General features: G+C 69.1%; 15 protein-coding genes. 2 read left to right on the top strand and 13 right to left on the bottom strand.

Translation table 11 applies throughout. The features are described 5' to 3' along the window. Positions 1 to 40: 40 nt before the first annotated feature. Positions 41 to 628 carry a hypothetical protein gene (locus ACGFR7_RS07045; protein WP_393314034.1) on the bottom strand — a complete coding sequence of 196 codons (588 nt, stop codon included), beginning with the start codon at positions 626 to 628 and terminating at the stop codon, positions 41 to 43. Between the two features lie 132 nt (positions 629 to 760). On the opposite strand from ACGFR7_RS07045, the gene ACGFR7_RS07040 reads away from it, so the two are divergent. Next, complete coding sequence (locus ACGFR7_RS07040; protein WP_393314031.1) at positions 761 to 2,035, top strand: sensor histidine kinase; 1,275 nt, start codon at positions 761 to 763, stop codon at positions 2,033 to 2,035. Further along, on the top strand, positions 2,032 to 2,724 hold the full coding sequence (locus tag ACGFR7_RS07035) for a response regulator (RefSeq protein WP_393314028.1): 693 nt from the start codon (positions 2,032 to 2,034) through the stop codon (positions 2,722 to 2,724). Before ACGFR7_RS07040 ends, ACGFR7_RS07035 begins: the two co-directional genes overlap by 4 nt. A 180-nt stretch (positions 2,725 to 2,904) precedes the next feature. Here ACGFR7_RS07035 and ACGFR7_RS07030 read toward each other — a convergent pair whose 3' ends face one another. The 12 genes from ACGFR7_RS07030 to glyA form a co-directional block, all read right to left on the bottom strand. Continuing rightward, a complete protein-coding gene (locus tag ACGFR7_RS07030) occupies positions 2,905 to 3,348 on the bottom strand; it encodes a DUF2550 domain-containing protein (RefSeq protein WP_393314025.1) in 444 nt (147 codons plus the stop codon). Positions 3,349 to 3,496: 148 nt separating this feature from the next. Further along, complete coding sequence (locus tag ACGFR7_RS07025) at positions 3,497 to 3,880, bottom strand: F0F1 ATP synthase subunit epsilon (protein ID WP_085922935.1); 384 nt, start codon at positions 3,878 to 3,880, stop codon at positions 3,497 to 3,499. 108 nt (positions 3,881 to 3,988) lie between these two features. Continuing rightward, positions 3,989 to 5,431 (bottom strand): F0F1 ATP synthase subunit beta, encoded by a 1,443-nt coding sequence (gene atpD / locus ACGFR7_RS07020; RefSeq protein ID WP_393314022.1) that lies wholly within the window; start codon positions 5,429 to 5,431, stop codon positions 3,989 to 3,991. A gap of 5 nt (positions 5,432 to 5,436) precedes the next feature. Next, the gene (locus ACGFR7_RS07015; protein ID WP_393314019.1) at positions 5,437 to 6,357 is read right to left on the bottom strand and encodes a F0F1 ATP synthase subunit gamma; all 921 of its coding nucleotides are present in this window, start codon (positions 6,355 to 6,357) and stop codon (positions 5,437 to 5,439) included. Between the two features lie 20 nt (positions 6,358 to 6,377). Then, positions 6,378 to 7,970: a F0F1 ATP synthase subunit alpha gene (gene atpA, locus ACGFR7_RS07010; protein ID WP_393314016.1), complete on the bottom strand. Its 1,593-nt coding sequence runs from the start codon at positions 7,968 to 7,970 to the stop codon at positions 6,378 to 6,380. A gap of 216 nt (positions 7,971 to 8,186) precedes the next feature. Beyond that, positions 8,187 to 9,002, bottom strand: a complete 816-nt coding sequence (locus ACGFR7_RS07005; RefSeq protein WP_393314014.1) for a F0F1 ATP synthase subunit delta — start codon at positions 9,000 to 9,002, stop codon at positions 8,187 to 8,189. Beyond that, on the bottom strand, positions 8,999 to 9,547 hold the full coding sequence (locus ACGFR7_RS07000; protein WP_393314249.1) for a F0F1 ATP synthase subunit B: 549 nt from the start codon (positions 9,545 to 9,547) through the stop codon (positions 8,999 to 9,001). Before ACGFR7_RS07000 ends, ACGFR7_RS07005 begins: the two co-directional genes overlap by 4 nt. 61 nt (positions 9,548 to 9,608) lie before the next feature. Next, positions 9,609 to 9,857, bottom strand: a complete 249-nt coding sequence (gene atpE / locus ACGFR7_RS06995; protein ID WP_190839367.1) for an ATP synthase F0 subunit C — start codon at positions 9,855 to 9,857, stop codon at positions 9,609 to 9,611. Between the two features lie 75 nt (positions 9,858 to 9,932). Next, positions 9,933 to 10,727: a F0F1 ATP synthase subunit A gene (atpB, locus tag ACGFR7_RS06990; protein ID WP_393314246.1), complete on the bottom strand. Its 795-nt coding sequence runs from the start codon at positions 10,725 to 10,727 to the stop codon at positions 9,933 to 9,935. A gap of 279 nt (positions 10,728 to 11,006) precedes the next feature. Then, positions 11,007 to 11,444 (bottom strand): hypothetical protein, encoded by a 438-nt coding sequence (locus tag ACGFR7_RS06985; RefSeq protein ID WP_393314011.1) that lies wholly within the window; start codon positions 11,442 to 11,444, stop codon positions 11,007 to 11,009. A gap of 289 nt (positions 11,445 to 11,733) precedes the next feature. Then, positions 11,734 to 13,080 carry an MraY family glycosyltransferase gene (locus ACGFR7_RS06980; protein ID WP_393314008.1) on the bottom strand — a complete coding sequence of 449 codons (1,347 nt, stop codon included), beginning with the start codon at positions 13,078 to 13,080 and terminating at the stop codon, positions 11,734 to 11,736. A 98-nt stretch (positions 13,081 to 13,178) separates the two neighbouring features. After that, on the bottom strand, positions 13,179 to 14,564 hold the full coding sequence (glyA, locus tag ACGFR7_RS06975) for a serine hydroxymethyltransferase (protein WP_393314005.1): 1,386 nt from the start codon (positions 14,562 to 14,564) through the stop codon (positions 13,179 to 13,181). Positions 14,565 to 14,684: the final 120 nt, after the last annotated feature.

The following is a 14,684-nucleotide window of genomic DNA, read 5'->3' as shown; positions in this document are numbered from 1 at the left end:
GCAGGCAGACAGGCAGACGCGAACGCCGCGGGAACGCGTCCTAGCGCAGCGTCTTCTGCTCCGGCCGGGCCGCTTCCCCCTGGGCCGCGGTCCGGCCGCGGGGGTCCTTCTTCTGCCAGACGAGGTAGCTCAGCGCGATCACACCGTGAATGCTGACGACCTTCAGCGCGGTGCCCTGCCATTCGTGCAGCGAGCTGGTGTCACCGCCGTCACCGACGTACCAGATCGCGGCCTGCAGCAGCCCGCACGCGACCACCGCCATCACCACCGTGCGCAGCCACAGCTTCCCTTCGTGCTTGAAGCGGGCCATTCCGTAGCCGGGCTTGGCCGGCTTCGGGCCGCCCGCGAAGCGGTGCGCGAAGTGCCCGTCGACCCACTTGATCGTGTAGTGGCCGTAGGCGACCGTGAAGCCGATGTAGAGGGCGGCCAGACCGTGCTTCCAGTCCGCCGGTGCGCCGTTCTTCAGGTCGATCGCCGTGACGATCAGCAAGATCAGCTCCAGCAGCGGCTCCATCAAAAGCACCGCCGCTCCGGTCCGCGGCATCTTGGCCAGGTAACGCAGCGCCAGGCCGAGGGCCAGCAGCACCCAGAAGCCGACCTCGCAGGCGATGATCAGCACGACGATCACGGCTGTCTCCTTTCAGGGCTCTCCACCGAACACCTCAAGCCTTCCAGCGGCCGCCGCCCGCCACCTCGTCGCGCGCGATGATCCGGACTGCATCTTTCGATGTAGCGCGCGGTTCACGGGGATGCCCCGGACATGGGGGCAGCGGGCCCCGGCGCCGTGTTTGATGGAGCAGTGACCGCCAGATCCCCCGGCGCCCCCGGCCGGCCGCAACGTCTCGATGTGCTCATCGCGGGCGGCGGGCTGCTCGGCGGACTGCTGCTCTGGGCGATGAATCTGCACGGCGGGCCCTCGCGCCTGGGGCTGCCCCCCTCGCTCACCCTGGTCGCGCTCACCGTGATGTCGGTGGCGGCGCTGATGCGCCGTACGGCCCCGATGGCGGCGCTGGCCCTCGCGGTGCCGGCCCTGGCGCTGGACATCGGCGCCGGCACCCTGGTCGCCACCGTCTTGATGTTCACGGACGTGGTCTATGCGGCGGTGCTCTACGGGCCGGCGAACGCGGCCCGCCGGATCCCGCTGCACTCCGTCCTGGTCACCGTCCTGACGGCCATCGGCCTGACCGCGGCCTGGCAGAACCCGCAGGTCGTGATGGTCATCATCAGCATCGCGCTGATCACCATCGCCCCGGCCTGGACCGGCTTCATCATCCGTAATCACCGCGACGCCGCGCAGGCCGCACAGCTGCGGGCCGAGCAGATCGCGCTGCTGGCCGAGATCGACCGGACCCAGGCCGTGGTCGGCGAGCGGGCCCGGATGGCACGCGAGCTGCACGACATGGTCGCCAACCACCTGTCCGCCATCGCGATCCACTCCACCGCCGCGCAGTCCATCGACGACCCGTCGGCGACCCGCGAAGCGCTCGGAGTGATCCGTGAGAACAGCGTGCAGGGTCTGGCCGAAATGCGCCGTCTCATCGGGCTGTTGCGGGACCCGAAGACGGCCGACGGGGACGAGGAGCCCGCGGCGACCCCCACGCTCGACGGGCTGGACGCCCTGATCGACCAGGCCCGTACGAGCGGCGGCAGCAGCGGACTGACCTTTGAGCTGGAGGACGCCCGCAGCCCGGACGGGCCCGGAGCCGGGCCGAAGCCGACGGCGCCGGTCGCACTCGCGGCGTACCGCATCGTCCAGGAATCGCTGACCAACGCGCTCAAGCACGCGGCGCCCGGCGAGGTGCGGGTGCGCATCGCCCATGACCGCGGCGGGGCGCTCACCGTCGCCGTCCGCAGCCCGTTCGCCGACCGCCCCGGCCCCCGCGCGCCCGGTTCCGGCAGCGGCCTGGTCGGGATGCGCGAGCGGACCGCCCTGCTGGGCGGAGCATTCGAGGCCGGCCCGGAGAGCGGGCCGGCCGGCAGAGTCTGGCTGGTGCGGGCAGCGCTGCCCGCCGCCGAGGAGGAAGAGCAACGATGACAGGCGCCGACGCGCAGCCGATCCGGGTTCTCGTCGCCGAGGACCAGTCCGCCGTACGGGCCGGGCTGGTCCTCATCCTGCGCTCCGCACCCGACATCGAGGTGGTCGGGGAGGCCCAGGACGGCGAGGAGGCGGTACGGCTCGCCCGCGAGCTGCGCCCCGCCCTCGTCCTCATGGACATCCAGATGCCCCGCCTCGACGGGGTCTCCGCCACCCGGCAGGTGGTCTCCGAAAAGCTGGCGGACGTACTGGTGCTGACCACCTTCGACCTGGACGAATATGTCTTCGGGGCGCTACGTGCGGGGGCGGCGGGCTTTCTCCTCAAGGACAGCGACGCGGCCGCGCTGCTGACCGCGGTGCGCACCGTGGCGTCCGGCGAGGGGCTGATCGCTCCGGCGGTGACCCGGCGGCTGATCGCGGAGTTCGCCAGCCCGCGTACGGCCCTCCGGCGGCCCGCGCGGGACGGTGAGGCACCGGATCCGGCGGTCCTGGACGCACTGACGCCACGCGAGCGGGAAGTGCTGGGGTGTCTGGGGCGGGGGCTGTCGAACGCCGATATCGCGCTGCGGCTGGCCATGGCGGAGGCCACCGTGAAGACACATGTCAGCCGGCTGCTGGCGAAGCTGGATCTGCGCAGCCGGGTGCAAGCGGCCGTACTGGCTCAGGAATTGGGGGTGGACGGGCCGTAGGGGGCGGCCGCACACATCCCGTAGGGGACGCGCGGCCCCCTTGCGGGCCGCAACGCGGCGGCGTCGGAGTAATTCCCGCGCCGCTGCCCGTAGCCCTCGTTTCAGGCCACCTTCACCCAGACTCCGCCCGGGGGCACCCCCACCCAGCGAGACGCGTTTTCCCCACCGAGACGCGTTTTTCTACGCCACATTCACTCTCTGGCCGGGCGGTGCCGCCTCCAGCCAGGCGAGGAAGCCGGTGAGCGCGTCCTCGCTCATCGCCAGTTCCAGGCGGATGCCGCGGTGCCGGCAGGCGAGCACGATGGAGTCGGAGAGCAGCGCCAGCTCTTCCTCACCCTGCGGAGTGCGGCGCTCCAGGACCTCGATGGCGGAGCGCTCCAGGAGGCGGCGCGGCCGGGGCGCGTACGAGAACACCCGGAACCATTCGACCCGGTCGCCGTTGTAGCGCGACACACCGTAGATCCAGCCCTTGCCACCGGTCTCGTTCTCCGGCACATGCCAGCGCAGACTGCAGTCGAAGGTGCCACCGGACCGCTGGATGAGCCGCCGCCTCAGTCCGAAGACGAACAGCCCCAGCAGCACCAGTACCACGACCACGCCGCTCACAAGCAGAGCGAGGACCATCTCGACCGACCTCCTCGCCTCGATGGGGGTTCCCCCGCGCCGGTCGGGCGTGGAGGACAGTAACGCATCTGCATTGCCTCAGCCGCGGGCCGCTCCGGACAACTCCGGGCAGCCCGCGGCTGAGGATCGATCTCGACGGCGACGGGGCTCAGTGAACGCCCGTCACCGAACGCAGCCGGACATCGGCGCGACGCTCGGCGGCCGCGTCAGCGTCCGACTTCGCTCGCTCCAGGGCCCGCTCCGCGCGCTGGACATCGATCTCGTCCGACAGTTCCGCGATCTCCGCGAGCAGAGACAGCTTGTTGTCGGCGAACGAAATGAAGCCGCCGTGCACCGCGGCGACGACGGTGCCGTCCCCGCTCTCGCCGGTCGTACGAATCGTCACCGGGCCCGACTGCAGCACGCCGAGCAGCGGCTGGTGTCCGGGCATGACGCCGATGTCGCCCGACGAGGTGCGCGCGACGACCAGGCTGGCCTCGCCGGACCAGACCTGACGGTCCGCGGCGACCAACTCGACGTGCAGCTCAGCCACGATGGCTCCTCGGGTCTCCACCTGCCTGGCTCGGCAGATGTTGGGTCAAATACTAGTGGTCGTACGGGCCGGGGGCGGCCAGGGCCGCCCCCGGGACCGGTGCCGGGGTCAGGAGACGCCCAGCTCCTTGGCGTTCTTCTCCAGGTCCTCGATGCCACCGCACATGAAGAAGGCCTGCTCGGGGAAGTGGTCGTAGTCGCCGTCCGCGATCGCGTTGAACGCGGTGATCGACTCGTCGAGCGAGACGTCCGAGCCGTCGACACCGGTGAACTGCTTCGCCACGTGGGTGTTCTGCGACAGGAAGCGCTCGATACGACGCGCACGGTAGACCGTGAGACGGTCCTCCTCGCCGAGCTCGTCCATACCCAGAATCGAGATGATGTCCTGGAGGTCCTTGTACTTCTGCAGGATCGTCTTGACGCGCGAGGCGCAGTCGTAGTGCTCCTGCGTGATGTAGCGGGGGTCCAGGATCCGGGACGTCGAGTCCAGCGGGTCGACCGCCGGGTAGATGCCCTTCTCCGAGATCGGGCGCGACAGAACGGTCGTCGCGTCCAGGTGGGCGAAGGTGGTGGCCGGCGCCGGGTCGGTCAGGTCGTCCGCGGGAACGTAGATCGCCTGCATCGAGGTGATCGAGTGACCACGGGTCGAGGTGATGCGCTCCTGGAGGAGGCCCATCTCGTCCGCCAGGTTCGGCTGGTAACCCACCGCGGACGGCATACGGCCGAGCAGCGTGGAGACCTCGGAACCCGCCTGGGTGTAGCGGAAGATGTTGTCGATGAAGAACAACACGTCCTGCTTCTGCACATCGCGGAAGTACTCCGCCATGGTCAGACCGGCCAGGGCGACGCGCAGACGGGTGCCCGGGGGCTCGTCCATCTGACCGAAGACCAGTGCGGTCTTGTCGATGACGCCGGAGTCCGTCATTTCCTCGATGAGGTCGTTGCCCTCACGGGTGCGCTCGCCGACACCGGCGAACACCGACACACCGTCGTGGTTGTTGGCCACGCGGTAGATCATTTCCTGGATCAGAACGGTCTTGCCGACACCGGCACCACCGAACAGACCGATCTTGCCGCCCTTGACGTACGGGGTCAGCAGGTCGATGACCTTGATGCCGGTCTCGAACATCTCGGTCTTGGACTCGAGCTGGTCGAAGGCCGGGGCCTTGCGGTGGATCGCCCAGCGCTCGGTGACCTCGGTGGCCGCCTCGGGCTTGTTCAGGATCTCACCGAGGGTGTTGAACACCTTGCCCTTGGTGACGTCGCCGACGGGGACGGTGATCCCGGTGCCGGTGTTGGTCACCGTGGCCTGGCGGACCAGACCGTCGGTGGGCTGCATGGAGATCGCACGGACCAGGCCCTCGCCCAGGTGCTGGGCGACCTCGAGGGTCAGGGTCTTGAGCTTGCCCTGCTCGGCCGGGTCGGCGACCTCGACGGTCAGCGCGTTGTAGATCTCCGGCATCGCGTCGACGGGGAACTCCACGTCGACGACCGGGCCGATGACCCGGGCGACGCGGCCCGTTGCCGTGGCCGTTTCAACAGTGGTGGTCATAGTGGTCAGTCACTCCCCGCGGTCGCGTCGGCCAGAGCACTGGCGCCACCGACGATCTCGCTGATTTCCTGGGTGATTTCGGCCTGTCGGGCCTCATTGGCAAGCCGCGAGAGCGACTTGATGAGCTCTTCCGCGTTGTCGGTCGCCGACTTCATCGCGCGCCGCGTGGCGGCGTGCTTGGAGGCGGCGGCCTGCAGAAGCGCGTTGTAGATCCGCGACTCGACGTACCGCGGAAGCAGGGCGTCGAGGACGTCCTCGGCCGACGGCTCGAATTCGAACAGCGGAAGGATCTCGCCCTTGGCCGACTCCTCCGACTCCGCCACCGCCTTGTCGAGGCTGAGCGGCAGCAGCCGGTCGTCGAGCGCCGTCTGCGTCATCATCGAGATGAACTCGGTGAAGACGATGTGGAGTTCGTCCACGCCGCCCTCGGCGGTGTCCTGCTGGACAGCGTCGATCAGCGGTGCGGCGATCGCCTTGGCGTCCGCGTACGTCGGGTTGTCGGTGAAGCCGGTCCACGACTCCACGACCTTGCGCTCGCGGAAGCTGTAGTACGACACACCCTTGCGCCCGACGATGTAGGCGTCGACCTCCTTGCCCTCGGCCTTGAGACGCTCGGTGAGCTGCTCGCCGGCCTTGAGGACGTTGGAGGAGTAGCCGCCGGCCAGACCGCGGTCGCTCGTGATGAGCAGCAGCGCGGCCCGGGTGGGCTGCTCCACCTCGGTCGTCAGCGGGTGCTGGGTGTTCGAGCCCGTGGCAACCGCTGTCACCGCGCGGGTCAGTTCACTCGCGTACGGCGTCGACGCCGCCACCTGGCGCTGCGCCTTGACGACGCGCGAGGCGGCGATCATCTCCATCGCCTTGGTGATCTTCTTGGTCGCGGTGACGGAGCGGATGCGACGCTTGTAGACCCGGAGCTTGGCTCCCATGGATCAGGTCCCTTCCGTCGTCACTTGCTGGTGCCGGCCGGGGCGTCCTCGCCGAGCAGCTTGCCGTCCGAGGTCTCGAACTGCCGCTTGAAGCCGTCGACGGCCTCGGAGATCGCGCCGATGGTGTCGTCGGACATCTTGCCGCCCTCGACGATGCTGGTCAGCAGGTCCTTCTTCTCCCGGTGCAGGTGGTCGAGGAGCTCCCGCTCGAAGCGGCGGATGTCCTCGACCGGGACGTCGTCCATCTTGCCGTTGGTGCCGGCCCAGACGGAGACGACCTGGTCCTCGGTGGGGTACGGGGCGTACTGACCCTGCTTGAGCAGCTCGGTCATCCGCTTACCGCGCTCCAGCTGCTGCTTGGAGGCCGCGTCCAGGTCGGAACCGAAGGCGGCGAACGCCTCCAGCTCGCGGTACTGGGCGAGGTCCACGCGGAGCCGGCCGGAGACCTGCTTCATGGCCTTGTGCTGGGCCGAGCCACCGACACGGGAGACGGAGATACCGACGTTCAGCGCCGGGCGCTGGCCCGCGTTGAAGAGGTCCGACTCCAGGAAGCACTGGCCGTCGGTGATGGAGATGACGTTGGTCGGAATGAACGCCGACACGTCGTTCGCCTTGGTCTCGACGATCGGCAGACCGGTCATCGAGCCGGCGCCCATCTCGTCGGAGAGCTTGGCGCAGCGCTCCAGCAGACGCGAGTGCAGGTAGAAGACGTCGCCCGGGTAGGCCTCACGGCCCGGCGGACGGCGCAGCAGCAGGGACACGGCGCGGTAGGCGTCGGCCTGCTTCGAGAGGTCATCGAAGATGATCAGGACGTGCTTGCCCTGGTACATCCAGTGCTGGCCGATGGCCGAGCCGGTGTAGGGCGCCAGGTACTTGAAGCCCGCCGGGTCGGACGCCGGGGCGGCGACGATGGTGGTGTACTCCAGGGCGCCGGCCTCCTCCAGCGCGCCGCGCACGGACGCGATGGTGGAGCCCTTCTGGCCGATGGCGACGTAGATGCAGCGGACCTGCTTCTTCGGGTCGCCCGAGCGCCAGTTGTCGCGCTGGTTGATGATCGTGTCGACGGCCAGGGCGGTCTTGCCGGTCTGGCGGTCACCGATGATCAGCTGACGCTGGCCACGGCCGATCGGCACCATCGAGTCGACGGCCTTGTAGCCGGTCTCCATGGGCTCGTGGACCGACTTACGGACCATGACGCCCGGAGCCTGCAGCTCCAGGGCGCGGCGGCCCTCGGACTCGATCTCGCCGAGGCCGTCGATCGGGTTGCCCAGCGGGTCGACGACGCGGCCGAGGTAGCCCTCGCCCACGGCGACCGAGAGCACCTCACCGGTGCGCTGCACCGGCTGGCCCTCCTCGATGCCGCTGAACTCTCCGAGGACCACCGCACCGATCTCGCGCTCTTCCAGGTTCAGCGCAAGACCGAGCGTGCCGTCCTCGAACTTCAGCAGCTCGTTCGCCATCGCCGAGGGAAGGCCCTCGACCTTCGCGATGCCGTCTCCGGCCTCGCTTACCGTGCCGACCTCCTCGCGCGAGGCCGCGTCCGGCTTGTACGCCTGGACGAAGTTCTCCAGCGCGTCCCGGATCTCCTCCGGCCGGATCGTGAGCTCCGCCATCTGGGTTCCCTGCTCTCCTTGTTGGGCCCGAAGTTACTTGCGGGTGTCCGGGGGTCTGTCCCCCAGGGGGTTTCCGCTTACGGCCCAACTCGGGCCGCCGTCATGCTTGTGCTGGTCCCCGGGGCTTCGTCCGGACCGCAGCCGGACCTCGTGGTCCGGCCGGCTGGTCCGGCGTCCGACCGCCGGTTGCGCAGCTCTTGAGTTGGTGTGGCTGGGTCAGCCGGCCATCCGCCGGTCCGCCTCTTCGAGGCGCGCCGCGATGGTTCCGTTGATGACCTCGTCGCCGATCCGGACCTGGACTCCGCCAACGACCTCGGGGTCGATGTCGAGGTTCAGGTGGACCTGCCGTCCGTACAGCTGCGTCAGGGAAGCACCCAGGCGCTGCCGCTGCCCTTCAGTGAGGGGCACCGCGGAGGTGACCACCGCGACCATCCGGTCCCGGCGGCTCGCCGCCAGCTTGGAGAGGGCGTCGAGCCCCGCTTCCAGGCTACGGCCCCGCGGCTGTACGACAAGACGGATCACGATGCGCTCGGTGACCGGGTTGGCCCGGCCGCCCAGCAGCGCACTCAGCAGTTCCGTCTTGGCCGCGACCGTGGCGTTCCGGTCGGTCAGCGCACTGCGCAGCTCGCCGTTGGAGCTGACGATCCGGCCGAACCGGAAGAGCTCGTCCTCGACGTCGTCGAGCTGGCCGGCCCGCTGCGCGGCGACCAGGTCGGCGCTGTAGGCCAGCTCCTCGAGCGCGTGGGTCAGGTCACGCGAACCCGACCAGCGGGCACGGACCATGCCGGACACCAGGTCGACGGCCGGGCCGCCCACCTGGTTGCCCAGCAGTCGTCCGGCCAGTTCGGCGCGCGCCTCGGCGGCCTGCGCCGGGTCGGTCAGGACCCGACGCAGCGACACCTCGCGGTCGAGCAGAGCGGTGACGGCAGCCAGCTCCTCGGCGAGCTTCGCGGCGTCGACGGAGGTGTCATCCGTCAGCGCGTTGAACTGCTCGCGTGCGGAGGCAAGTGCCTCGCGGCTCGCTCCGTTCATCGTCCGGCCTCAGCCTTCGTCGCGTCGGACGCCGCCTTGGCCTCGACGTCGTCGAGGAAGCGGTCGATGGTCCGGCTCTGCCGGGCGTGGTCCTCAAGGGACTCCCCGACGAGCTTGCCGGCCAGGTCGACCGCGAGCTTGCCCACGTCCTGGCGCAGCGCCTGCGCGGCCTGCTTCCGGTCCGCCTCGATCTGGGCGTGACCGGCAGCGATGATCTCCTCGCGCTGCCGCTGGCCCTCGGCGCGCATCTCAGCAATGAGAGTCGCGCCCTGCTCCTGCGCCTCCTGGCGCAGTCGCGCGGCCTCGTGGCGGGCGTCGGCCAGCTGTGCACGGTAGTCCGCGAGCACCTGCTGAGCCTCGGCCTGATTCGCCTCGGCTTCCTCCATGCGGCCTTCGATGAGCGTCCGGCGCTCTTCCAGAACCTTGTTGATGTTCGGGAGGAGCTTCTTGGCCAGGAAGCCGAAGACGATGAAGAAAGCGATCAGGCCGATGACCAGCTCTGGAATCGGCGGGATCAGGGGGTTCTGAGGAACCTCCACCGCCATGTTGAAGCCCAGGGCGTTCACATCAATGCCTTCCGTCGGTCAGGGGGTTTGCAGCGGTCCGTCAGGTCCTGAAGAGGAAGCCCATGACGATGCCGATCAGGGCGAGCGCCTCACAGAAGGCGAAACCCATGATCTGGTTGGTGCGGATCAGGCCGGCGGCCTCGGGCTGACGGGCCAGGGCCTGGGTGCCGTTACCGAAGATGATGCCGACGCCGACGCCGGGGCCGATCGCGGCGAGGCCGTAACCGATCGAGCCGAGGTTGCCGGTGACGCCGGCGGCGAGGTTGACAGTCTCGAGAGCAGCGGACATGCCGTTACTTCCTTCTCTTTCACGGACCGGTGGGGGTTGGCCACCGGGCGTCTATAGGGGCTGGAAAGCGGGGGCTCAGTGGTGCTCGGCGAGCGCGCCCTGGAGGTAGTTCGCGGTCAGGAGCACGAAGACGTACGCCTGGACGGCCTGGATGAACAGCTCGAACGCGGTCAGCAGGATGGTCATCACGAACGAGGCGCCGGCGTAGACGATGCCGATGCCGTTCAGCAGGTACCAGGTGCCGATGGTGAACATCAGGAGCAGCAGGTGACCGGCGAACATGTTCGCGAAGAGCCGGACCGCGTGAGTGAAGGGCCGGATGATCAGGTTCGAGAGGAGCTCGATGACCATCAGCATCGGCAGGACCGGGCCGAGCGACTTGTCGTAGCCGCTGAAGTTCTTCAGCGCACCGACGAAGCCGTGCCTCTTGAAGGTCAGGGAGACCCACGTGATGTAGACGACGGCGGCGAGACCGGCCGGGAAGGCGATGACCGACGTCACCGGGAACTGGGCGACCGGAACGATCGACCACAGGTTCATGATCCAGACGAAGAAGAACAGCGAGACGATGAAGGGGACGTACTTCTCGCCCTCCTTCTTTCCGAGGGCGTCATAGACGATCCCGCGGCGTACGAAGTCATAGCCCGCTTCGCCGATCATCTGCAGCTTGCCCGGGACCACCTTGGCCTTGCCGAACGCCGCCCAGAAGAACCACACGACCACGACGGTGCTGAGCAGCGCCAGCAGCATGATCTTGTTGAACTCGAAGCCGTTGATGGTGAACAGCGGCTTGAAGACGAACGAATGAAGCCCGGGAGCAGGGAAGCCGCACCCGGAAAAGATGTGGCAGTCGGTCTCGAAGGCGAGCATCGTTTCAGCACTCACCGCGAGCTCCTTCAGCGTGGCGCATGGGTACGGCAACCTCGTTGTGTCGGCGCGGCGTTGAGCCACGGAGCGGCACTGGACTGGTCTTACGGATTAGGGGGCGGCTGGCGGGCGCTGGGCCCGGCCACATCACAGGCATCGGCCGCGAGAACTTCCCGTTCCATCGAGTGGAACCCGGGAGCTCAGCCGCCTGCGCCAACTGTGCCGCAGTTGAAACCGGACGATAGCAGGCCCGCAAGTGGGCTTTTATCTCGGCCCTACGTGTCACGTCGGCGACCCCGCCGTCTCCGCCTTCTTCGTTTCGGCGGAGTCGGGTTCCACGTACAGAATCTTCGCCTTCATATGCCCGCGGGTCTGTGCCGCGATCCATACGAGGGTGGCGCCGAGCAACGTGAACGCAAAGGCCTTGGTATCGAAGAACGTGGTGTCCTTGAACGCGATCAGGAAGACCGCCACGAACAGGATCTGCACCGTGTACAGCAGCAGTCCCATCATCTGGAACAGCTGCGGGTGGTTCTTCGCCGTCTTCTGCAGGACGACCAGGCCGGCCCCCATGACGAGCAGCACCAGCACCGTGCCGACGACAGCGCCGATCGCTCCCGTCGCACCGGCGACCACAGCGCTCACGGCAACGGCGACAGCGCCGGTGGCGAGGGTGGGTACAACGGCGTGAAGGAGTAGTCGGGCGTCATTCGACTGCATGGCGGCGCTCCGGCAAAAGATGTGGGGTGTGTCGTCATGGACGAGCGTAGACCCGGCCTGAGGCGGAACCTGCGGCCCAAGGGCAGTCGCACTACGGCCCTTCGGCTCTCTCGCCGGGTTTCGTGAACGGTATCACAAACTATTTGATGAGGTCTTTACCTGGTTCGTGTGGACCCTGTCACACCTGAGCGTGAACGTGCGCGTTGGTGCACTGACAGCCAGCTTTTTGTCTGGTATGGGGTCAACCGACCCGATTCCTGTCGCACGTTCGGGCGATCGGCACCGCGGATCAGTGGTGACTGTCCGCCCTGCGGTGCTCCACGAAACGTGACCGGTCGCCGATCGCGGTGGCCCCGTTGATGCCCGCGGGGACCGGTTCCCGCTCCTCCTGCGGCCCGACGCCGCCCTCCTCCTCGTCCCACTCGGCGGCCGGCACCTCCGGACCCGTTGCACGGGAGACCCGGCGGTAGCGCGGCGGCACCATCCACTCCGCCCAGCGCGGCGTACGCGGGGTGAAGCGCGGCAGCAGAAGGAGCACCAGCCCGACCGCGCTCAGCAGCACGATGCCCAGCACGATCCACATGCTGGCGTTGTTCGCGGAGTAGGCCACCGCGCCGAACGCGATCAGGGCCGACCAGAAGTACATGATCAGCACGGCCCGGCTGTGCGAGTGCCCGATCTCCAGCAGCCGGTGGTGCAGGTGCCCGCGGTCGGCCGCGAACGGCGACTGGCCCTTCCACGTACGCCGCACGATCGCCAGGATCAGGTCGGCGACCGGCACCGCGATGACCGTCAGGGGCAGCAGCAGCGGGATGTAGACCGGCACCATCGCGTGGGTCGCCTCACGCAGACCGCCCGCCTTCACATTGAGCAGGTCCGGGTCGACCTGGCCGGTCACCGAGACCGCGCCCGCGGCCATCACCAGGCCGATCAGCATCGAGCCCGAGTCACCCATGAAGATGCGCGCCGGGTGCATGTTGTGCGGCAGGAAGCCCAGGCACATGCCCATCAGGACGACCGAGAACAGCGTGGCCGGCGCGGCCGCCTCGATGCCGTAGCCGAACCACATCCGGTACGCGTACATGAAGAACGCCGCGGCGGCGATGCACACCATGCCGGAGGCGAGGCCGTCCAGGCCGTCGACGAAGTTCACCGCGTTGATGGTGATCACGACGAGGGCGACGGTCAGCAGGGTGCCCTGCATGGGGGTCAGCGAGACGGTGCCGACGCCGGGGATCGGGATCCAGAGGATCGTCAGGCCCTGCAGGACCATCACGCCCGCGGCGATCATCTGGCCGCCGAGCTTGACCAGCGCGTCCACGCCCCACTTGTCGTCCAGGACGCCGAGGAGCCAGATCAGGGCGGCGCCGGAGAGCAGCGCCCTGGGCTCGTCGGAGTTCTCGAAGACGCTCTTGAGGTTGGTCAGGTGCGAGGCCACCAGCAGACCGGCGCACAGTCCGCCGAACATGGCGATACCGCCGAGCCGCGGTGTCGGCTCTCGGTGCACATCACGCGCACGGATCTCCGGCATCGCACCGGCCGCGATCGCGAACTTCCGTACCGGCCCGGTCAGCAGGTAGGTCACCGCGGCCGTGACGCACAGCGTCAGCAGGTATTCACGCACGGGCTGCCCCATTGGTATAGCTGGCCATCACAGCCCCACACCCTATGCGTGTCAGCCCCCTGGCCGTGAATACAGGAATAGACGCCTGGCGTCAGCGGATGGTTCCGCCCTCACCCGTGATCGGGATAAGGCGGAAAGCCATGGACCAAAGCGACGGTCCTGGCGCGGGCCGTACCGTCCTCCTCCAGCGCCGCCACGATCAGCTCGGCGACCGCCGTCATCTCCGCCTCGCCCATGCCCTGTGTGGTCACCGCGGCGGTCCCCAGCCGCAGGCCGGTGCGGCGGGCCGCCAGGTCGTCGGGGGCCTCGGCACACGGCAGCGCGCAGGTGTCCAGCACGATCCCGGCGGCGGCCAGCCGTCCCCGGGCGGTGCGGGCGTCGAGGCCGCGGGGAGCGGTATCAGCGGTGATCAGATGGGTGTCGGTGCCACCGGTGGTGACCGACAGGCCCCGTCCGGCCAGTGCCCCGGCGAGTACCCGGGCATTGGCGGTGACCTGATGGGCGTACGCGGCGAAGGCAGGCGTGGCGGCCTCCCCGAAGGCGACGGCCTTGGCCGCGACCGCGTTCATCTGGGCGCCGCCCTGGGTGAAGGGGAACACCGCGCGGTCGATGCGCTCGGCCAGCTTCTCGCCGCACAGGATCAGCCCGCCGCGCGGCCCGCGCAGCACCTTGTGTGTGGTTCCGCACACCACATGCGCGTACGGGACGGGGCTGGGCGCCGCTCCCCCGGCGATCAGCCCGAGCGGATGCGCGACATCCGCGATCAGATACGCGCCGGTCTCGTCGGCGATATCGCGGAAGGCCGCGTAGTCGATGTGCCGGGGGTAGGAGATCGAACCGCAGACGATGGCCTTGGGCCGGTGGGCGCGGGCCAGCTCCCGGATCGCGTCGTAATCCAGCAGCCCGGTCTCCTCGTCGACGCCGTAGCCGGCGAAGTCGAACCAGCGGCCGGAGAAGTTGGCGGGCGAGCCGTGGGTGAGGTGCCCGCCGTGCGGGAGGGACATCGCCAGGACGGTGTCACCGGGGCGCAGCAGGGCGGCGTAGGCCGCCAGTACGGCCGAAGACCCGGAGTGTGCCTGGACGTTGGCGTGTTCGGCGCCGAAGAGGGCTTTGGCGCGTTCCACCGCGATCCGCTCGGCGAGGTCGACGATCTCGCAGCCGCCGTGGTGGCGGGCCCCCGGGTAGCCCTCGGCGTATTTGTTGCCCAGCGGGGAGCCGAGGGCGGCGAGGACGGCCGGTGAGGTGAAGTTCTCCGCGGCGATCAGCTGCAGCCCGTCGCTCTGCCGGGCGCTCTCACCGAGCAGTACGCCGGCGATCTCGGGGTCCTGGCGCAGCAGGGCGGCGAAGTCCGGGGCGCCGGCCGGCCGGGCGGCGGCGTCACGGGCGGCGGCCCGTGCGCGGTCCTCGGCGGTCTCGGCCGCCCCGGCGGCGGGCTCGGCGGCCCGGGAAGGGCCGGCCGGGGTCTCGTGACGGGGTGACGCGGTGGTGGCAGGCATCGCTTGCTCCGGGCCTCGTACGGGGACGTAGTCCCAATGTAGGCGCGGCGGGGCGTTCGGGCGCGGTGTGCGGGCCGACCGGGTCCACCCGCCCGCACAGGGCCCCGGCGGCACTCTCCC

The organism is Streptomyces sp. NPDC048516 (genome assembly GCF_043199875.1).
GTDB lineage: Bacteria > Actinomycetota > Actinomycetes > Streptomycetales > Streptomycetaceae > Streptomyces.
The sequence above is the reverse complement of the archived record's forward strand: the minus strand, read 5'-3'. Positions and strand labels throughout refer to the sequence as shown.